The following is a 19,244-nucleotide window of genomic DNA, read 5'->3' as shown; positions in this document are numbered from 1 at the left end:
TATGTGCCCTCGCGGCTTTCGCAAAGCTGAATCTCCGGCGCGACGGGCCGTGCCGGGCCTAGCGCGGCACGGCGTAGCCCGACGCATCGGCCGACGCGAAATAGCGCAGCAGAAGCTCACGTTCGCCGGCGGTCATATGCGGGTTCCAGACGTCGAAGATCAGCACCGCGCGCAGTTCGTCGCTGTCGTTCCATGCTTCATGCTCGATCGTGTCGTCGAAGGCGAAGGCGGTGCCTTCCTTCCACTCGCGTATTTCGCCCCCGACGCGAAAGCCGCAACCGGGCGGGACGATCAGCGGCAAATGCACGATCGCGCGCGTGTTGGTGACGCCGGTATGCGGCGGAATGCGCGTGTGCGGTTTCAGCATCGAGAAGAAGGCGCTGGGCGCGCGGCCCGGAATGCGCGCGCCCGGTATGGCGGCGAGCGCGGCGGCGGTCGCGGGGCAGCGGTCGAGCACCGGCTGGTTCGGCTCGCCATATTCCCACAGGAAACAGGCGCCCCAGTCGAGCCGGTTGTCGAGACCCGACCAGATGGTTTCGGGCGAGCCCGCCTCCATCCGCACATAGGGACGAAGCGCCTCGCCCGGGTCGTCGAGCAGCGCCTGCAATTCCGCACGGATCGCGGCGGTCTGTGCCTCGATTTCAGGAAGCCAGGAAAAATGGCCGCGGTCGAAGAACTCGTCGGCGGGCAGGAAGGGATAATAAACCCCTGCGCATTCGTTCCGATAGATGCGGCGACGGCCGAGCGCGCTCGCGATGAAAGCTTGGCCGCGCCGCGCTTCGGTTTCCGACAGGTCGCGGCGCATGTCATCGAACGCGCCCGACGCCGCGGTAAACATCGTATCGGTCGCCCCCGCGACGAAATCCCGGCCATGCGCGAGCAGCGGGGCGAGCGGCGGCGGCACGGGGTCGAGTTGCGCGCCGAGCGCGATCGCGGCGCTCCACGCGGCGAGCGCCAAGCCCATTTCGCCGCGCGCCTCGTGGCGTTCGCCCTTGCGGATCCACGCCATCAAGTCGCGGCGATCGATCGCGAGCGCGGCATCGAGCGCCTCGAGCTCCCGGACATCGTCGCCGAGCGCGCGCCATGCCGAGGCGAGGTTGCGCTGCAAGGCGCCCGAATGCGGATCGGCCGCGATCGCCGCGCCGAAATGGTTCGCGGCGGCTTCATTGTCGCCGGCCTGCAAGGCCGCGATGCCAAGCCGGTTGGCCTCGACTGCGGAGGCGGGTGGAGGTGTGCTGGTCATGCCCATGCTTGCCATCGGCGGGACCAATCGGCAAGGTCGATTGATGACCGCAACGCCCCCCGTGTCCGCCATTATCGACGACGCCGAATGGCTCGCGCATCGATACGATCCGGGGCACGACACCTTCCATTTTCGCCGGGTCGCGCGCCACAAGCGCAGCGCGGTTCCCTTCCTCACCGACGCGCATCTGGGCGAAGAGACGGCGCCGGCGATATTGCGCCGGAGCGACTGCCTCGGCGCGATGGGGGCGGCATCGGCCCCGCTCCATTTCGTCTTTCATTCGGCCTATTGCGCCTCGACAATGCTGACCCACGCGCTCGATCAGCCGAGCGTCGCAGCCAGCCTGTCCGAACCGGTACTGCTCAACGACATGGTCGGCTGGCGCCGTCGCGGCGCGGCGCCGCGCGAGCATGGCCGGGTGATGGACGGCGCGCTCACGATGCTCGGGCGCGGCTTCGCGCCGGGCGAGTCGGTGATCGTCAAACCGTCGAACATCTTCAATCCGCTCGCGCGCGGGGCGCTGATGCTGCGGCCGCAGGCGCGCGCGATCCTGCTTTACGCACCGCTCCGTGTTTTTTTGCTGTCGGTCGCACGCAAGGGCATGTGGTGCCGCCTGTGGTGCCGTGAATTGCTCGAATCCTATCTCGCCGACGGCTTCGTCGGGCTCGGTTTCGAACCGCGCGATTATTTTCGTCAGTCGGACCTGCAGATCGCGGCGGTCGGCTGGCTCGCGCAACAACAGGCCTTCGCCGCGCTGCTCGACTGGGCCCCCGAGCGGATCGCATCGCTCGACAGCGAGACGTTGACGCGCGATCCTGCCGCGGCGGTCGCGGCGGCGATGGATCATCTGCACCTCGCGGGCGATCGTTCGATGGTTGCCGATCATCCCGCACTGGCGCGCAACAGCAAATCGGGCGCCGCCTTCGCCGAAGGCGAACGGCAGCGCGACCTTGCCGAGGCCGAGGCCGCCTATGGCGAAGAAATCTCGCAAGTCATCGGCTGGGCGGAGGCCGTTGCGGAGCAGGCGAATATTCCGCTGATCCTGCCGGGGCCGTTGCCGGTGCGCTGACACCCTCCGGAAAGACCGGTTACGGCCGGAAGCGGACGGATGATCCTCCCTGTGGCGAAGCCATGGGGAGGTGGCAGCGCGAAGCGCTGACGGAGGGGCTGATGAAGCTACGTCGCAGCCCCTCCACCACCGCCTGCGGCGGCGTCCCCCTCCCCATCGCTTCGCGACAGGGAGGATTTTGACGTCCGCTCCCCGCCCCATAACGGTCGTTTAAGCCAACCTCGCCACCCCCATAGAAAAAGGGGCGGACATTGCTGTCCGCCCCCAATTCTTGGTCGAAGCGTGAAGCGACTAGAACTTCAGCTTCGCCGACACCGCGTAACGGCGGCCCAGCGCGTCGTAGGTCGACGGGAAGGTGTTGCCGCTGTTGTAGGTGGTCGAACCGATCGAGTTGCCGACGATCGGCGGCTTGTTGTCGAGCAGGTTCTGCACGGTCGCGGTGAACACCAGATTCTCGCTGACATTGAAACGTGCCGTCAGGTCGAAATAGTGCTGCGCCTTGATCTTGCGGAACTGCGGATCGACGACGCAGGCGCCCGGATCGGCACCATCGAAGTCGGGGCAGCCCTGATCGTCGATCGGGAGCAGAACGCCGTCGCCGTCACGGTTCGCCGCATCGGCCGCCGCACGGTCAGCCGCGAGCTGCGCCGGTTCGAACGACACGGAGTCCTGCCAGCGCCACAGCAGCGAGAGGTCGACGGTGTCGAAGCCCAGCGTGAAGCGGTTCGAGAACTGGAACTCCGGCTGGATCGAGCCCGTGAACGAGCAGTTCACGCTGTAGTAGCCGACGCATTCGCGGTTCAGCGAATCCGGGCTGGCAACGTTGGCGTTGAACTTCGAATGACGCGTCCAGTTGCCGACGAACGACCAGGCGAGGTTCGCGAAACCAACATCGGTGTTGTAGTTCATCAGAAGGTCGAAACCATCCGTGTACAGGCGGCCGAGGTTGTTGGTCAGACCGAACAGGCCCGGGGTGGTCGCCGGATCGCCGTCGAGACCGCCGGTGATCGGGTTGCGGCGGATCGACGTACAGGCCGGGTCGCTCGCGCTCGCCGCCGTGATGTTGTCGAAGCAGGCACTGATGATGTCATCCGGAAGCGGCGTGCCCAACACGTCGTTGATCTTGATGTTGTAATAATCAAGCGACAGGTTGAAACGCGGCAGGAAGTCCGGCTGGAACACCACGCCGAGCGTCCAGGTATCGGCCTTTTCAGGCTGCAGGTTCAGGTTACCACCAGCGGTGATGTTCGCCTGAGCCGCGGTCGGATTGGTGATGATACCGATCGTCCCTGCCGGCGCGCCCTGCGCGATACAGATGGCCGCCAGGTTGGCGTTGTTCGTCGGCGCACTGCCCGCGCAGGGGTCGATGCCGAGGTTGGTCAGCACCGTCGAGGTCGGCGTGAACAGTTCGCCGATGTTCGGCGCGCGAACCGCGCGGCTGTAGTTGCCGCGGAACTTGACGCCCGCGCCCGGTTCCCAGCTGCCGCCGGCCTTCCAGGTCCAGGTGTCGTAGCCGCCCGCACCGCGGATGCTGTAATCCGAATAGCGGACACCGGCTTCGAGAGTCAGGCTTTCGAAGAAGGGCTTGTCCTCGATCAGCGGCGCGACGATTTCGGCATAGGCCTCATACACGTCATAGGCACCGTCGATGTCCGGAGCCGCACCGCCGGCACCGCCGAGTTCGCCCGCCGTCTTCGCGAGGAGATCCGACTGCTGCTGTGCCTTGTAGCTGCGATATTCGCCGCCAAGCGCGAAGCCGATCGGCTGCACCGCCATGGGCGACGAGAAACCGAGATCGCCGGAAACGATGGCACGAACCTGCGCCAGCGAGGTGCGGTTCACCGAGGTGCTGTTTTCCTGAAGATAATCGGCCATTTCAGGCGTGATCGAACCTTCGGGGCCGAACAGGTCGACGGGGACGCAATCCGGGTTGCCGCTTGCACAGGTCGGGACGCCATCCACCAGGTTGACCAGCGAAGCTTCGCGCCAGCGCGACTGCAGCGTGTAGCCCTGAATCGTCTGGATGTTTTCCGATTCGCCGTAAGCGCCCTCGACGCTCCAGTCGATCGTGTCGGTGATGCCGCCGCGGGCGCCGACGCGATAATCGAAGAAGGTCGTCTGATAGTCGCTGACACGCGGCCCGACTTCGGGCGTGCGGCGGTTCAGCGTGGCGGTGACTTCGCGATAGTTCGGATCATCCGCGTCCACCGCCGTAGCAGCAGCATCACACTCGGCCTGCGTGAAGCGCGGCGTGTAGATACCATCCGCCTGCGTCGTGTTGAAGCCGCAGAACTGGTTGCGCAGGTTGGCGGGCAGGAACGGGTTGTTCAGGTTGATCGTCACGGTGCCGCCGAACGAACCCGACGGCGCGATGATCGTCGACACGGTCTGCTTCGAGAACATGCCGCGCGTATAGACTTCGATCGCGTCCGAGACCTCGTAATTGGCCTGGCCATAGATGTTGAAGCGTTCGAACGGCGTCTGGAAGATGTTGAACGGGTTGAAGTTATAGGTCGCGAAGGTCGGAACCGCCGTGCCCGTCGCCGGATCGACCTGGAACACGCCATTGTTGGCGACATCGGGATCGGTGATCGGCAGGCCGTCGGGGCCGAGCGGACGCGTGCCCGAGAAGCGCGACGGAACGCTCGTGCCCGAACCGATGAAGGTGTTCGAATAGCTGTCGAGCGTGTTTTCCGAGAAGGGACGCGCGCCCTGATAGACGGCATCGGCCTGCTGGTAACCGACGCTCAGCACCGCGTTGCCGCGGCCGTCGTCGAAGTTGGCGCCGATCGTGGCGTCGACGCGGAAGATGTTGCCGTCGCCCTGTTCGGTGATCTGCTCCGAAGCGGTGACTTCAAGGCCGGCGAAATCGCGCCTGGTGATGAAGTTGACGACGCCGGTGATGGCGTCGGCGCCATAGGTGGTCACCGCCGCGCCGGTCAGCGCGTCGACGCGCTCGATCAGCGCGAGCGGGATATTGTTGAGGTCGACGCGGCCGTTGACGTCCGACGGAGCGACGCGGTTGCCGTTCAGGAGGACGATGTTGCGGGTCGAGCCGAGGCCGCGAAGGTCGACGTACGAAGCGCCGCCGTTGCCGTTGTTGACCGCCGAACCGATGTTGGCGACCACGCCGGGCAGTTCGCGCAGAACTTCTTCGGCGACGTTCGACTGCTTCAGCTCGATCGTGTCGGCGGTCGTGACGTTGACCGGCGTCGACTGTTCGAGGTTGGGGTTGCGGATCAGCGTACCGGTGACGACGATTTCCTCGCCCGGTGCCGCGCCCTCAACGGCTGCGTCCTGCGCATAGGCAGGAGCCGAAACCAGGGCGACGCTCATCACGAGCGGCGCAGCACCCAGCTTCAGCTTGGAATAGTGGGTTTTCTTCACAGTGCAGTCCCTTGCTACTGGTGGATTGAAATTACCCGGACCCCCGGCGCGGCGACAGAAAGCCGACGCGCAGATGCCCCGATAGGGTGCGGGATGAAACTTCGTTCATGTGGAGTAAAGGGAATTCCCGGCGCAAAGGGCCGTTTCGCGGCGCATTGTGACGTATTTGCAACAAACTCGGAAAGCCGCGAAATACAATATGCTGCATCGCGCCATTCGCGACATTTTGTTTCAACGGATACGAAATCCCGCGACGGGGCGAGGGTTCAGCCGCCGATCGGGCCCGCGAGCTTGGCCGGATCGAGGCGCGCGTCGCGCCACTTGAGTCCCCAGTGCATATGCGGCCCCGTCGCGCGTCCGGTTTGGCCTACCGTGCCGAGCCGCTGGCCCTGCACGACGCGGTCGCCGGGCTTTACGTCGAGGCGCTGGCAATGGAGAAAGGCGCTCGACAATCCCATGCCGTGGTCGACGATGAGCAGATTGCCCTCGAGCGTGAAGGGCGCGTCCGCCGCCAGCACGACCACCCCGTCGGCGGGCGCGACGAAGGGCGTTCCCGCGGGAACCGCGACGTCGGTGCCGCTATGATAGCTGCCGGGCTTACCCTGATAGACGCGCTGCGAGCCGAAGAAGCCCGATAGCCGCCCCGTCACCGGCCAGCGGAACGCCTGCCGCCAGCCGCCCGATTCGACCTGACTGCTCCGCGCCGCGGCGATCCGGGCGAGTTCGGCGGGGCGGCGGCGCTCGAAATCGGCGTCGCTCCGCGCGCTGCCGCGATACGGCGCGTTGATATGCTCGAGTCGCCAGCGGCCCGGCGCGACCGCGATCGGCCGCACGACCGCGCGCCCGTCGGCGAGCGTCGCGACGAGCCGCGCCTCGGGCTCCGCGTCGCGATCGAAGGCGATCAGGAAGCGCCCGTCGGCCGCGACCGGAATCGCCTCGCCGTCGAAAGTCAGCGTGCGCGTGCCCTCGGGTACCTGCCCGACCATCACCGCGCCCTGTTCGGGGATGCCCTGCAGCGCGAAGTCGGCGCGCACCGGCGGGCGCGGGGGAGTGGGCGGCGGCGCCGGATCGGGCTGAACCGGCGGCCGCGGCGCGGGCTGCTGTCCCGCATCGACCGGCGGCACGCAGCCGGCAAGCACGGCGACCAGCGCCAGCGCCCCGCCGCATTGAAGCCGATCCGCCGCCGACCTCATGCCTTGCGCGCGGTATCCAGTGCGGCTTGCACCGACAGTTCGGCGCTCGCATAGGCTTCCTGCCGCGCGACCGACCAATAGCGCAGCTCGTCGAGCCCGATCGGCGCGCCGGTCACCGCGCACAGCACATGGTCGCCGGGCGCGAGGACGCGAAAGCCGTTCGGCCCATATTGCAGGCGGGCAAGGCGGTTGCGGCTCGCGATCAGCATGATTCTCTATCCATAAGGCGGCAGGTCATGGGTACGGTTATAACAGCATCGCGCGATGCGGCCACCCCCCCCCGGGGGTCCTGGGGCGAGCTTCAGAAGAGCTCGCCCTGCCCGCGCTTCGGCTCGGCGAGCGGCGGCTTGCGCTGTGGCTTGGGCGCGGGCGGCGGCGCATCGCTGCCCGACACATGCACCGGCACCTCGCCGTCGGCGAACTGCAGCCGCAGATGCCCGGCGTCCTTCGCCTTGCCCGCCGACGTGACGATCGCGCCGCCGCCGTCGCGCACCATCGCATAACCGCGCGAGAGCAACGCGCGCGGATCTAGCGACGTCAGCAGTCGCCCCAGCCCGTCGAGCTGTGCCCGGTCGCGGTCCCAGCGCCGCGCGAGCAGCGCCGGCCGCAGCGCCGCGCCGCGCGCCGCGAGCCGTTCCGAAATCATCGTCAGCCGGTGGCGCTGGCTGCGGTCGAGCCGCTCGCCGGCATCGTCGAGACGCTGGCGCTGCGGCGCGTAGAGCGCCTCGCGCTTCGGCAGGTGACGCGCGAGCGCGGTCAGCCGCCCGCCCGCCAGCCGCTGATGCCGGTTTGCCGCCCCGATGACGCGGCCGTTCCACGTCGCCAGCTGCGACATAAGCTCGGCGCGCACCGGCACCGCCATCTCGGCAGCAGCGGTCGGCGTCGGCGCGCGCACGTCGGCGGCGTAGTCGGCGAGCGTCACGTCGGTCTCGTGCCCCACCGCGCTGATCGTCGGGATGCGGCAGTCGGCGATCGCGCGCACGACCACTTCCTCGTTGAACGCCCACAGATCCTCGATCGACCCGCCGCCGCGCGCGACGATGACCAGATCGGGACGCGGCACCGGTCCGCCCGGCGCGATGGCGTCAAAGCCGCGAATCGCGCTCGCGACCTGCGCCGCGGCGCCGTCGCCCTGCACCAGCACCGGCCAGACGATCACATGCGTCGGGCAGCGGTCGGCGAGGCGATGCAGGATGTCGCGGATCACCGCCCCCGTCGGCGAGGTCACGACCCCGATCGTGCGCGGCAGATAGGGCAGCCGGTCATATTTGCGCTCGCGGTCGAACAGCCCTTCGGCGCCGAGCCGCGCCTTCAATTTTTCGAAGAGCAGCATCAAGGCGCCCTCGCCCGCGACCTCGAGCGTATCGACGACGAGCTGATATTTGGAGCGCCCCGGATAGGTGGTGAGCTTGCCGGTCGCGATCACCTCGATCCCGTCCTCGGGCCGGAAGGCGAGCCGCCCCGCCTGCCCCTTCCACATCACCATGTCGATCAGCGCATTGTCGTCCTTCAGCGCCGCATAGAAATGCCCCGACGCCGCACGCTTCGCCCCCGACAACTCACCTCGCACGCGCACGCGCGCGAAGCCGTCCTCGACCGTCCGCTTGATCGCCGCCGACAATTGGCTGACCGATAAGGCAGGCGCATTGTCCCCCGGCGCCGCCTCGGCTAACAGCCGCGCTTCGGTGCCATCGTCGGACGCCGTATCGGGAAAAGGGACTGACATGAATATCCTGCTGGTCGGATCGGGGGGCCGCGAACATGCGCTCAGCTGGCAGTTGGCACAATCGCCAAGCTGCGCCAAGCTCTATGCCGCACCGGGCAACCCGGGGATCGAACTCTACGCCGAATGCGTGCCGATTTCGGTCGACGACATCGACGGACTGATCGCCTTCGTCAAGGCGCATGCGATCGACTTCGTCGTCGTCGGCCCCGAAGCGCCGCTCGTCGCGGGCCTCGCCGACCGCCTCGGCGAGATCGGCATCCCAGCGTTCGGACCGTCGGCGGCCGCCGCACGGCTCGAAGGCTCGAAGGGCTTCACCAAGGATCTCTGCGCGCGTGCGTCGATCCCGACCGCCGCCTATGTCCGCTGCACGAGTGCCGAAGAGGCGCGCGCCGTCCTCGAAGGCTTTGCCATCCCCGTCGTGATCAAGGCCGACGGCCTCGCTGCGGGCAAGGGCGTGATCATCGCCGAAAGCCGCGAAGGCGCCGAGGCGGCGATCGAGGATATGTTCGACGGCGCCTTCGGCAGCGCGGGCGCCGAGGTGGTGATCGAGGAATTTATGGCCGGCGAGGAGGCGAGTTTCTTCGCGCTCTCCGACGGCACCGACGTCATCGCCTTCGGCAGCGCGCAGGATCACAAGCGCGTCGGCGACGGCGACATGGGACCGAACACCGGCGGCATGGGCGCCTACAGCCCCGCACCCGTCCTTACACCCGATCTCGAAGCGCAGGTGATGGACCGCATCATCCGCCCGACGGTCGCGACGCTCGCCGCCGAGGGCACACCCTATGTGGGCGTATTGTTCGCCGGGCTGATGCTCACGGGCGAAGGCCCGAAGCTGATCGAATATAATTGCCGCTTCGGCGACCCCGAATGCCAGGTGCTGATGATGCGCTTCAAGGGCGATTTCGCCGCATTGCTCAACGCCGCCGCGACCGGGACCATCGCCGCGGCCGAGACCCCTGCCTTTTCGCACGACTATGCGCTGACCGTCGTGATGGCGGCAAAGGGCTATCCGGGGACGCCCGAAAAGGGCGGCGCGATCCGCGGCATCGCCGACGCCGAGGCCGGCGGAGTGCGCGTCTTTCACGCCGGAACGGCGCGAGAGGATCGCGTGATCGTCGCCGCCGGCGGGCGCGTGCTCAACGTGACCGCGACGGGCAAGAGCGTCACCGAAGCGCAGGCGCACGCCTATGCCGCGGTCGACAAGCTCGACTTCCCGAGCGGTTTCTGCCGCCGCGATATCGGCTGGCGCGAGGTTGCACGCGAAGCCGGGTGACAATGGTGGACGCGCGCGAAAACGCGGAATAGGCTGGATAAAACTCACAAGCGGAGAAGATCATGATCTGGCTTCAGGAAAACTGGATTATCGCGGTCGTCGGCCTCGTCGTTGCCGTCGTGCTGCTGTGGTGGCTGTTCGGACGCGCCAAGCCCGCAGAGATTGCGCCGCCGACCGTGGAGCCGGCGAAGCCCGCCAAGCCGCTCGAACCGGCGAAGCCCGAAATCGTCGCTGCCGAGCCCGCGCGCTTCAAGCCGATCGAACCCAAGCCGCAGCCCGCTGCCCCGCCGCCGGCACCCGAGCCGGCTCCCGCTCCCGCGTCCGAAGCGGCTGTGGAAGCCCTACCCCCGGCGTCCAAGCCCGCGGCGAAACCCAAAGCCGCGGCAAAGCCTGCCACGAAGAAGGCTGCCGCCAAGGAATCGGCAGCGAAACCCGCTGCGAAGCCGGCGGCAAAGACGGCAGCAAAACCCGCCGCAAAAAAGGCGGCGGCCAAACCGGCGACGACCGACGCCGCCGCGATTCCGCAAGAGCCGGCCGTTCCCCCGCCGCCCGCGGCCAAACCCGCCCCCGCCCCGTCGGCGGCGAAGACCGACGATCTGCAATTGCTGAAGGGCGTCGGCCCCAAGCTCGTCGTGCTGCTGAACGGCCTCGGCGTCACCAGCTTCCAGCAGATCGCCGACTGGACCGACGCCGACATCGCTAGGGTCGACGCACAGCTCGGCGCCTTCCAGGGCCGCATCGCGCGCGACAATATCGTCGACCAGGCCGCCTATCTCGCACGCGGCGACAAAGCAGGGTTCGAAGCGAAATATGGCGCGATCGGGGGCGACGGTTGTGGAATGTCCGCTCCCCACCCCAAAGCGGAAACAGGCCGGCAAATTTCGCTTTCCTACTTTATTGCGCCATGCTCCAGACTGGTCGATGGAACCGACACCCCCACCCGCCCAGCTGCTCGCCGGCACCTGCCTCGCCTTCCATCCCGTGCCGCAGCAGCGCCGCCGCGCCGACGGCTGGACACCCATAATGCAGCAATGCTTCATCCGCGCACTCGAAGCGATGGGTTCGGTCGGACAGGCCGCGCGCGCCGTCGGCATGGGGCGCCGCTCCGCCTATCGCTTGCGCGACCGCCCCGGCGCGGAGAGCTTTGCGCAGGCATGGGACCGCGCGATCTCGATGGGCCGGATGCGGCAGTTCGATTATGCGATGGATCGCGCGATCAACGGCATCACCACCGTCCGGGTGCTGCGTGGCGGTGCGGTCGACGTGACCGGTGGCCCCGATATGGACATCGTCCATTCAGCGCTGCGCGAAGATGCGGCGCCGCTTAAAGCCACAAAGGACTCATTTTGAAGGCGTTCATGCGGGGCTTTTGTGGCCTTAAGCCACGCCTACTCCGCCTCGGCATCCTTCGGCTTGCGGATTTCGGTGACGAGCAATTTGTCGATCTTGCGCCCGTCCATGTCGATGATCTCAAAGCGCCAGCCCCTGTCGGTGAACTTTTCACCCTCGGTCGGCAGATGCTTCAGGATCGCAAGGACGTGGCCCGCCGCGGTCGCATAGTCGCGGTCTTCGCCGAGTTCGATGCCGAGCCGCTCGGCCATCTGGTCGGCGGGCATCGATCCCGCGATGAGCAGGCTGCCGTCGTCGCGCTCGACGACGAAGGGTTCGCTGCCGATATCCTGGTCCGACGCGAATTCGCCGGCGATCGCCGACAAAAGGTCGGCGGGCGTGACCAGCCCGTCGAAATGGCCATATTCGTCGTGGACGAGCAGCATCGGCACTTCGGCGACGCGCAGCGCCTCGAGCGCGTCCATCGCGTCGATCTGGTCGTGGATGACTTTGGTGGGGCGCATCAGCTGTTCGAGGTCGAGCGTCTCGCCCTGAAACAGCGCCGCGGCGATATCGCGCGCCTGCACCACCCCCACGATGTCGTCGACCGACCCGCGCGCGACGGGCAGGCGGCTGTGCGGGGTTTCGAGCAATTTGTCGCGCACCCCGCGCGCGTCGAGTCCGGCATCGATCCAGTCCACGTCCTTGCGCGGCGTCATCACCTCGCGCACCGGACGGTCGGCAAGGCGCACGACGCCCGAAATGATCGCGCGCTCGCTTTCCTCGATCACCCCCGATTTCGACGCCTCGGCGACGATCAGGTGGAGTTCCTCGGCCGTCACGCGATCTTCCGATTCGCGGTTGAGGCCGAGCAGGCGGAACACCAGCGCCGAACTGTTGTCGAGCAGCCAGACGAGCGGCGCCGCGACACGCGACAGCCAGTACATCGGAACCGCCATGAAAATCGCGATCCGCTCGGGCGAGCGCAGCGCGAACTGCTTCGGCACCAGCTCGCCCGCGATCAGCGAGAAATAGGTGGTTAGCGCAATGACCGTCGCAAAGCCCGCCGCTTGGGCGTTTTCGGGATCGAGGCCAAGCCATGCCGCGAGCCGATCGGCTACCGGCTGGCCGAGGCTGGCACCCGAATAGGCGCCGGTCAGCACGCCGATCAGCGTGATTCCAACCTGCACCGTAGACAGGAAGCGGCCGGGATCGGAAGCGAGCTGGCGCGCGATCTTCGCGCCGCGGCTGCCGCGCTTCTCGGCCGCCTGAAGGCGCGGGTCGCGCGCCGAAACGATCGCGAGTTCGGACATGGCGAAAACGCCGTTGAGGAGGACGAGGACCGCGATGATCGCGACGTCGGACCAAGGGAAAGGGGTCATTGGGCGGTCGTGCAGCGCGTCGGCGCCTGGCCCCTGTCATCGTCGGTCATTTCCACCCTATAAGCGAAAGGCGCGGCGTTGCACAATGGTGCTCACCTGAATGCCCTGCTCAGCCGCCGTTCAGCGCTATTCGGGAACCAGATCGCTGGCCATATGTTATCGGCACACAAGCGCGGCATGCAAAAGATCAAAGGCATCCGCTGGATAAGGGAGCGAAAAATGAACAGCAGGACGATCAAGCTCACCATTCTCACCAGCATCGGCGCGATCGCGCTGACGGGCTGCGTCACCGATCCGGTGACCGGCGAACGCAAGATATCGAAGGCCGCGATCGGCGGCGTCGGCGGCGCGCTCGGCGGCTATCTGCTCGGCGACCTGATCGGCGGGCGCAACAGCCGCACCGAGGAAATCGTCGGCGCGGGTATCGGCGCGGTCGCGGGTGCGGGGGTCGGCTATTATATGGATCAGCAGGAAAAGAAGCTGCGTGAACGCACCGCGGGCACCGGAATCGACGTCGAACGCCAGGGCGACCAGCTCGTGCTCAACATGCCCGGCGACGTGACCTTCGACCTCAACAGCGCGATGGTGAAATCGCAGTTCCGCAGCGCGCTCGACAATGTCGCCTCGACGCTCGCCGAATATCCGAGCACCTATATCGACGTCTATGGCCACACCGATTCGACCGGCAGCGACAGTTATAACCAGGGCCTGTCCGAACGCCGTGCCGCCTCGGTCGCCGACTATCTAGCGGGCCGCGGCATCCAGCGCGCGCGCATGGCGACGCTCGGCTATGGCGAATCGCAATTGAAATGCTCGCCCGAGCGGAGCGAGGCCGATTATCAGTGCAACCGCCGCGTCGAGATTCGCATCGCGCCAGTGACTCAGGCCGACGTCAACGCGGCGCAGTAAAGCTTTCCATTCCCGTGGAGAGGAGAGGGCGTCGCCGGCAGGCGGCGCCCTTTTACGTCAGGCTCGGAAAACTCGCTTTCAATCCGTCGATCACGAATTGCGCGGCGAGCGCCGCGAGCAGCACGCCGAGCAGGCGCGTGATCACCGCCTCGCCCTTGTTGCCGATCAGCCGCATCAGCGGCCCCGCGGACAGCAGCGCGGCCAGCGTGAGCAGCAGCACGAGCAGCAGTGCACCGAAGATGACGAAGGCGCGCTCGATCCCATTATTCTGCGACACCAGCAGCATCACCGAGGCGATCGATCCCGGCCCGGCAAGCATCGGCATCGCCATCGGAAAGACCGAGACATCCTCGATCTCGGGGGTTGCCATGACCTTTTCGGCGCGCTGTTCGCGGCGTTCGGTGCGCTTTTCGAACACCATGTCGATCGCGATGATGAACAGCATGATCCCGCCCGCGATGCGGAAACTGTCGAGGTCGATGTGGAGGAAGCTGAGCAAAGCTTCGCCGAACATCGCGAAAAAGATGAGGATGAGGCCCGCGATGATCGTCGCACGGACCGCCATCGAGCGACGCTGCGCCGCGCTCGCGCCCGTCGTCAGGCTGGCATAGATCGGCGCGCAGCCCGGCGGGTCGATCACGACGAAGAGCGTAACGAAGGCCGAGATGAAAAGATCGATCATGGCTGCTTCGGCGCCGCGACCCGGTCGTCGATGACGGTCGCCATTTCCTTGCCGTCCCACAGGCGGATCGTGACGCGGCGCGACTTGTCGGCGCGAACGGTCGAGGTCCAGCTCAGCGTCTGATCCGCCGAGAGGCCGACGGCCATATCTTCGCCTTCGCCCGCCGCCTCGATCGGAACTGCGGGCCGCGAACCGCAGACCGCCCGTTTCGACGCGATGAATTCGGGCGCTTCGCGCGGCGTCGCCAGCGCGTCGCCATGGTCGAGGACCCAGCTCAGCCGGCCCTTTTCATCGCGCGCCCAGACGGTGGTGAAGAAACCATTTGCCGGCCCCTTTTGCCACGCGCCGGTGGTGACGCCGCTATTGCCGTCACAGCTGACATAGACGGCGTGCGGTTGCCACCTCACCACCTCGGCAGGATCCTTCTGCGATTTCAGCCAGTCGCGCGCCTTGACGCGTTCGGGTACGAACATGATGGCATCGGGATGCGACGTTTCGCGGAACGCGGTCCACTGGCCCTTTTCCTGCGCAAGCCGGGCGAAGCCGATCTCGGCGGCAATGAAGGCGCTGGGGTTCGCGGCGAGCGGCCGGTTGCGGAAATCGTCGGGCGATCCCGCACAGCCCGCGAGCATCAGGGCAAGCGCGGCGACGATCAGCTGGCGCATCAAAAACCCTCCGGATCGGAAAGCCCCGCGCGGCGATGTGCCGCGACGAGCGTGTTGCGCAGCAGGCACGCGATGGTCATCGGGCCGACGCCGCCGGGCACTGGCGTGATCGCGTCGGCAACGTCCGCGGCTTCGGCATAGTCGACATCGCCGACCAGCCGCCCCTTGGCTTCACCCTCGGCGGGCGGCAGGCGGTTGATGCCGACGTCGATCACGATCGCGCCGGGCTTGATCCAGTCGCCCTTCACCATTTCGGCCCGCCCGACCGCGGCGACGACGATGTCTGCGTGGCGCACGAGATCGGGCAGATTGCGGGTGCGGCTATGCGCCATGGTGACGGTGCAATTGGCGCCGAGCAGCAATTGTCCCATCGGCTTACCGACGAGGATCGAGCGTCCGACGACGATCGCATCCTTGCCCGACAGGTCGCCGAGCCGGTCCTGCAGCAGCAGCAGGCAGCCATAGGGTGTACACGGCACCATGCCGGGGATACCGAGCGCGAGGCGCCCGGCGCTGACCGGGGTCAGCCCGTCGACGTCCTTGTCCGGATCGATCGTCGCAATCGCCGCTTGCTCGTCGAGATGGCCCGGCAGCGGGAGCTGGAGCAGGATGCCGTCGACCGCCTCGTCGGCGTTGAGCCTGGCGAGCAGCGCCTCGACCTCTTCTTGGCGGGCCGTCGCGGGCAGGCGGTGCTCGAAGCTTTCCATGCCTGCGGCGACCGTCGCCTTGCCCTTCGATCCGACATAGACCGCGCTCGCCGGATCGTCGCCGACGAGGACGACGGCAAGCCCTGGCGCGCGTCCCGTCGCCGCGCGAAAGGCCGGAACCGCGTCGGCGATCCGCGCGCGAAGCCCCGCGGCGAACGCCTTGCCGTCGATTACTTTGGTCGCGGGAACCGAACCGGCCATGCCTCAGGCCATCCCGGTCTGGACGCCGAGCCGGTAGAGATAGGACATCACCGGGCCCTGGAGGATGATGAGCAGGATCAGCACCACCATCGGCGTCAGGTCGATGCCTCCGAAATCGGGCATGATACGCCGGAACGGACGGTAGAGCGGCTCGGTGATCCGGTCGAGTACATGCCAGAGCTGTCCGACGAAATCATTGTGCGTGTTGATGACGTTGAACGCGATCAGCCACGACATCACCGCCTGGACGATGATGATCCACCAAAGGATGTTGAGCAGGATCGACAGAATATCGAGAAGCAAGAAATACAAGGAAGGTCTCCGGCCGGAAGGTCGATGGCGACGATGTTAGCGGTGAATGAGCGTCCCCGCACCCCTCGCGGTGAAAATTTCAAGCAGCATCGCATGCGGGATGCGCCCGTCGAGGATGACCGCCGCCTCGACCCCCGCATCGACCGCCGCGACGCAGGTTTCGACCTTCGGGATCATGCCTCCGGTGATCGTACCGTCGCCCTTCAGCCCGTCGATCGCGGTGCGATCGAGATCGGTGAGCAGCGCGCCCGACTTGTCGAGCACCCCCGCAACATCGGTGAGCAGGAAGAAGCGTTTCGCCCCGAGCGCGCCCGCGATCGCGCCCGCCATCGTGTCGGCGTTGATATTATAGGTCGCGCCGTCGGCGCCAAGCGCGACGGGTGCGACGACGGGGATGAAATTGTCGTTGGTCAGGTTGACGAGAATCGTCGGGTCGACCGCGACCGGCTCGCCGACGAAGCCGAGGTCGACGTGGCGCTCGATCCCCGAATTGGGATCGGGCTCGGTGCGCGCGACCTTTTCGGCAAGGACGAGATTGGCGTCCTTGCCCGAAATGCCGACCGCGCGGCCGCCGAGCCCGGCGATCCAGCTGACGATTTCCTTGTTGATCTTGCCCGCAAGGACCATCTCGGCGACTTCGGCGGTCGCGGCGTCGGTGACGCGCAGCCCGCCGACGAAGGTCGATTCGATCCCGAGCTGTTTCAGCATCGCGCCGATCTGCGGCCCGCCGCCATGGACGACGACGGGATTGATCCCGACGGCCTTCAAGAGCACGACATCCTCGGCGAAATCGCGCTGCGCCTCCGGGTCGCCCATCGCGTGGCCGCCATATTTGATCACGAACGTCTCGCCGGCATAGCGCTGCAGATAGGGCAGCGCCTCGACGAGCGTTTCGGCCTTGGCGAGCAGGTCGGGCATTTGCGAAGGGTCAGTCATCGATATCATCCGGCGTTCTTCGCATCGAGGCTGCGGCCGAGTGCGACCAGCCCGGTGATGACGAAAGGAATGACGAGCACCGACAGCGCGACCTTGGCGAGCATCTGCCCGCCCATCAGGTTGGCGATCGGGAACACGCCGTAAAAAGCGATCGTGACGAACAGCAATGTGTCGACGATCTGGCTCAGCGCGCTGGCGATCGCGCCGCGGATCGCGAGCCAGGTCGTCCCGCTCCCCGCCCCTTCCCGTCCGCGAAGCTTTGAGAAGATCGTGACATTCAGGAATTGCGATGTGCCATAGGCGACGATACCCGCCGCCATCAGGCGTGGGCTCTGACCCAGGATCATGTCGAAGGCCGCGAGCCGCTGGGGCTGCATTTCGGGCGATGCCGGGAGCGCGAGAACGAGCGAGGTCAGCATGATCGACAGGACGAGCGGGACGAAACCCCAGAGCACCAGCCGGTTCGCGACCGACTGTCCGTGGAGTTCGGACACCGCGCTCGACAGCGCGACGAGCAGCAGAAAGGCGAAAATGCCCGCCTCGACCGCCAGCCAGCTTCCCAGCGCGACCTGCTTGTTACCGAGTACGCCCGCGAGCACGACCATGCCGCCATAGACGATCGAGAAAAGAAAGAGCGATGGCGGAAGCGTGCGCGGCAACGCCGCCGAGGTGGGTTCGGTCATGCCGCCCGATAGTCGGTTTTACGCAGGGTGGAAAGTCCGAGAAGCGCGGCTCGACGCGCAGCTCTTGCCCCGCCGCCAAAGCCCGTTATTCAGGCCCATTAACTTGCGGGGGACGCATTTACATCATGGAACGCCTGATCGGTCTGCTTGGGATCGTCGCATTGCTTGCGATTGCCGTGCTTTTTTCGTCGAACCGGCGGTGGATTCGGCTGCGCGTCGTCATTCCCGCTTTCCTGCTCCAGGCCGGGTTCGCGATCCTCGTCATCGGGACGCCGTGGGGTCGCGCGGTGATCCAGGCGATGTCGAACGCCGTCTCGAACCTCCTCGGCTATGCCAAGGCCGGAACCGATTTCATCTTCGGCCCGCTCGCCTCGCCCGAAATGGGCGCGAACAGCTTCGCGATCGCGGCGCTGCCGGTGATCATCTTCTTCGCCTCGCTCATCTCGATCCTCTATTATCTCGGCATCATGCAGCTGGTGATCAAATGGGTCGGCGGGGCGATCCAGAAGATCACCGGTATCACCAAGGTCGAAAGCCTGGGTGCGGCCGCGAATATCTTCGTCGGCCAGTCCGAATCGCCGCTCGTCATCCGGCCCTATCTCGCCGGGCTCACCCCCTCGCAGCTCTTCACCGTGATGACGGTCGGCATGGCGGGTGTCGCGGGTACGATCCTCGGCGCTTATGCGAGCATGATCGGCGAAGAGCTCCTGCCCTATCTGCTCGCGGCGAGCTTCATGTCCGCGCCGGGGGGCATATTGATGGCCAAGATCATGATGCCCGACGATCCCAAGGACCTCGGCATCGAACCCGTGATCATGCCCGAGGCGAGCCATGACGAGGAAAAGCCCGCCAACATCATCATGGCGGCAGCGCAGGGCGCGCAGACGGGGGTCAAGCTGGCGGTCGCGGTCGGCGCGATGGTGCTCGCCTTCGTCGCGCTCGTCGCGCTCGCCAACGGGTTGCTTGCAGGAATCGGCGGCTGGTTCGGCTATCCCGATCTGTCTTTCCAAGCGGTCATCGGCGCGATCTTCCGCCCCGTGATGTGGCTGATGGGCGTGCCGTGGGAGGAAAGCGCGACGGTCGGCGGCCTGTTCGGCAGCAAGGTCGTGCTCAACGAATTCGTGGCCTTCATCGACCTTGGCAGGGCGCAAGCCGACATGTCGCTGGCGGCGGTCGCGATCGCCACCTTCGCGCTTTGCGGCTTCGCCAATTTCAGCTCGATCGCGATCCAGATGGCAGTGACCGGCGGACTCGCGCCGAACCAGCGTCCGATGATCGCCAAGCTCGGGCTGAAGGCGCTACTCGCTGGCAGCCTCTCGAACCTGATGTCGGCTGCACTTGCGGGGCTGATGCTCGGGATCGCGCCGCCGATGGCCACCCCGGCACCCGAGCCTGCCGCGATCCCGGCGGCCACGCCCGATACCGCCGTCGCCGCGCCGGCGCCATCGACGACAGTACCCTGATTCATTCCCACGAAACGCACGCGCGGATTGGCGATCGGGAGAGTTTGCAAGCCATCATGCAATGACGTAAATTATGGGAAC

General features: G+C 66.5%; 18 protein-coding genes. 5 read left to right on the top strand and 13 right to left on the bottom strand.

What is annotated here, in order from left to right; all coding sequences use genetic code 11:
• Positions 1 to 58: 58 nt before the first annotated feature.
• Positions 59 to 1,243, bottom strand: a complete 1,185-nt coding sequence (locus FG95_RS00275; RefSeq protein WP_235211408.1) for an aspartyl/asparaginyl beta-hydroxylase domain-containing protein — start codon at positions 1,241 to 1,243, stop codon at positions 59 to 61.
• A 43-nt stretch (positions 1,244 to 1,286) separates the two neighbouring features.
• Between FG95_RS00275 and FG95_RS00270 the strand changes: the two genes are divergently transcribed.
• Positions 1,287 to 2,312 carry a hypothetical protein gene (locus tag FG95_RS00270; RefSeq protein WP_037553163.1) on the top strand — a complete coding sequence of 342 codons (1,026 nt, stop codon included), beginning with the start codon at positions 1,287 to 1,289 and terminating at the stop codon, positions 2,310 to 2,312.
• Positions 2,313 to 2,603: 291 nt separating this feature from the next.
• On the opposite strand, the gene FG95_RS00265 is transcribed toward FG95_RS00270, so the two are convergent.
• The 4 genes from FG95_RS00265 to xseA form a co-directional block, all read right to left on the bottom strand.
• On the bottom strand, positions 2,604 to 5,699 hold the full coding sequence (locus FG95_RS00265; protein WP_037553162.1) for a TonB-dependent receptor domain-containing protein: 3,096 nt from the start codon (positions 5,697 to 5,699) through the stop codon (positions 2,604 to 2,606).
• Between the two features lie 266 nt (positions 5,700 to 5,965).
• Entirely contained in the window at positions 5,966 to 6,892 is a 927-nt protein-coding gene (locus FG95_RS00260; protein ID WP_200880124.1) for a M23 family metallopeptidase, read from the bottom strand.
• A complete protein-coding gene (locus FG95_RS00255; RefSeq protein ID WP_037553160.1) occupies positions 6,889 to 7,101 on the bottom strand; it encodes a DUF2093 domain-containing protein in 213 nt (70 codons plus the stop codon). The genes FG95_RS00260 and FG95_RS00255 overlap by 4 nt, the downstream gene beginning before the upstream one ends.
• Positions 7,102 to 7,193: 92 nt before the next feature.
• Positions 7,194 to 8,618: an exodeoxyribonuclease VII large subunit gene (xseA, locus tag FG95_RS00250; RefSeq protein WP_037553158.1), complete on the bottom strand. Its 1,425-nt coding sequence runs from the start codon at positions 8,616 to 8,618 to the stop codon at positions 7,194 to 7,196.
• Here xseA and purD point away from each other — a divergent pair.
• The gene (purD, locus tag FG95_RS00245; protein WP_037553156.1) at positions 8,617 to 9,894 is read left to right on the top strand and encodes a phosphoribosylamine--glycine ligase; all 1,278 of its coding nucleotides are present in this window, start codon (positions 8,617 to 8,619) and stop codon (positions 9,892 to 9,894) included. The genes xseA and purD overlap by 2 nt on opposite strands.
• A gap of 73 nt (positions 9,895 to 9,967) precedes the next feature.
• On the opposite strand, the gene FG95_RS20675 is transcribed toward purD, so the two are convergent.
• Complete coding sequence (locus FG95_RS20675; protein ID WP_052181943.1) at positions 9,968 to 10,633, bottom strand: hypothetical protein; 666 nt, start codon at positions 10,631 to 10,633, stop codon at positions 9,968 to 9,970.
• Between the two features lie 182 nt (positions 10,634 to 10,815).
• On the opposite strand from FG95_RS20675, the gene FG95_RS20670 reads away from it, so the two are divergent.
• Complete coding sequence (locus FG95_RS20670) at positions 10,816 to 11,244, top strand: hypothetical protein (RefSeq protein WP_052181942.1); 429 nt, start codon at positions 10,816 to 10,818, stop codon at positions 11,242 to 11,244.
• Between the two features lie 38 nt (positions 11,245 to 11,282).
• Here FG95_RS20670 and FG95_RS00230 read toward each other — a convergent pair whose 3' ends face one another.
• Complete coding sequence (locus tag FG95_RS00230) at positions 11,283 to 12,605, bottom strand: hemolysin family protein (RefSeq protein WP_037553155.1); 1,323 nt, start codon at positions 12,603 to 12,605, stop codon at positions 11,283 to 11,285.
• 219 nt (positions 12,606 to 12,824) lie between these two features.
• Between FG95_RS00230 and FG95_RS00225 the strand changes: the two genes are divergently transcribed.
• Positions 12,825 to 13,514: an OmpA family protein gene (locus FG95_RS00225; protein ID WP_037553154.1), complete on the top strand. Its 690-nt coding sequence runs from the start codon at positions 12,825 to 12,827 to the stop codon at positions 13,512 to 13,514.
• A gap of 52 nt (positions 13,515 to 13,566) precedes the next feature.
• Here the strand turns inward: FG95_RS00225 and FG95_RS00220 are convergent, their stop codons facing one another.
• Genes FG95_RS00220 through FG95_RS00195 form a run of 6 tightly spaced genes read right to left on the bottom strand, consistent with a single transcriptional unit; the run spans position 13,567 to position 17,700 of the window.
• Entirely contained in the window at positions 13,567 to 14,196 is a 630-nt protein-coding gene (locus tag FG95_RS00220; RefSeq protein WP_037553153.1) for a MarC family protein, read from the bottom strand.
• Complete coding sequence (locus FG95_RS00215) at positions 14,193 to 14,861, bottom strand: hypothetical protein (protein WP_037553152.1); 669 nt, start codon at positions 14,859 to 14,861, stop codon at positions 14,193 to 14,195. The genes FG95_RS00220 and FG95_RS00215 overlap by 4 nt, the downstream gene beginning before the upstream one ends.
• A complete protein-coding gene (gene folD, locus FG95_RS00210) occupies positions 14,861 to 15,769 on the bottom strand; it encodes a bifunctional methylenetetrahydrofolate dehydrogenase/methenyltetrahydrofolate cyclohydrolase FolD (protein WP_037553150.1) in 909 nt (302 codons plus the stop codon). Before folD ends, FG95_RS00215 begins: the two co-directional genes overlap by 1 nt.
• A gap of 3 nt (positions 15,770 to 15,772) precedes the next feature.
• Entirely contained in the window at positions 15,773 to 16,081 is a 309-nt protein-coding gene (locus tag FG95_RS00205) for a YggT family protein (RefSeq protein ID WP_081932940.1), read from the bottom strand.
• Positions 16,082 to 16,117: 36 nt separating this feature from the next.
• Entirely contained in the window at positions 16,118 to 17,026 is a 909-nt protein-coding gene (argB, locus tag FG95_RS00200; RefSeq protein ID WP_409581469.1) for an acetylglutamate kinase, read from the bottom strand.
• On the bottom strand, positions 17,023 to 17,700 hold the full coding sequence (locus tag FG95_RS00195; protein ID WP_037553148.1) for a queuosine precursor transporter: 678 nt from the start codon (positions 17,698 to 17,700) through the stop codon (positions 17,023 to 17,025). The genes argB and FG95_RS00195 overlap by 4 nt, the downstream gene beginning before the upstream one ends.
• Before the next feature lie 125 nt (positions 17,701 to 17,825).
• Between FG95_RS00195 and FG95_RS00190 the strand changes: the two genes are divergently transcribed.
• Complete coding sequence (locus FG95_RS00190; protein WP_052181941.1) at positions 17,826 to 19,163, top strand: NupC/NupG family nucleoside CNT transporter; 1,338 nt, start codon at positions 17,826 to 17,828, stop codon at positions 19,161 to 19,163.
• The last annotated feature ends 81 nt before the right edge of the window (positions 19,164 to 19,244 follow it).

Origin of the sequence: Sphingopyxis sp. LC363, assembly GCF_000756385.1 — a bacterium.
Taxonomy (GTDB): Bacteria; Pseudomonadota; Alphaproteobacteria; order Sphingomonadales; family Sphingomonadaceae; genus Sphingopyxis.
The sequence above is the reverse complement of the archived record's forward strand: the minus strand, read 5'-3'. Positions and strand labels throughout refer to the sequence as shown.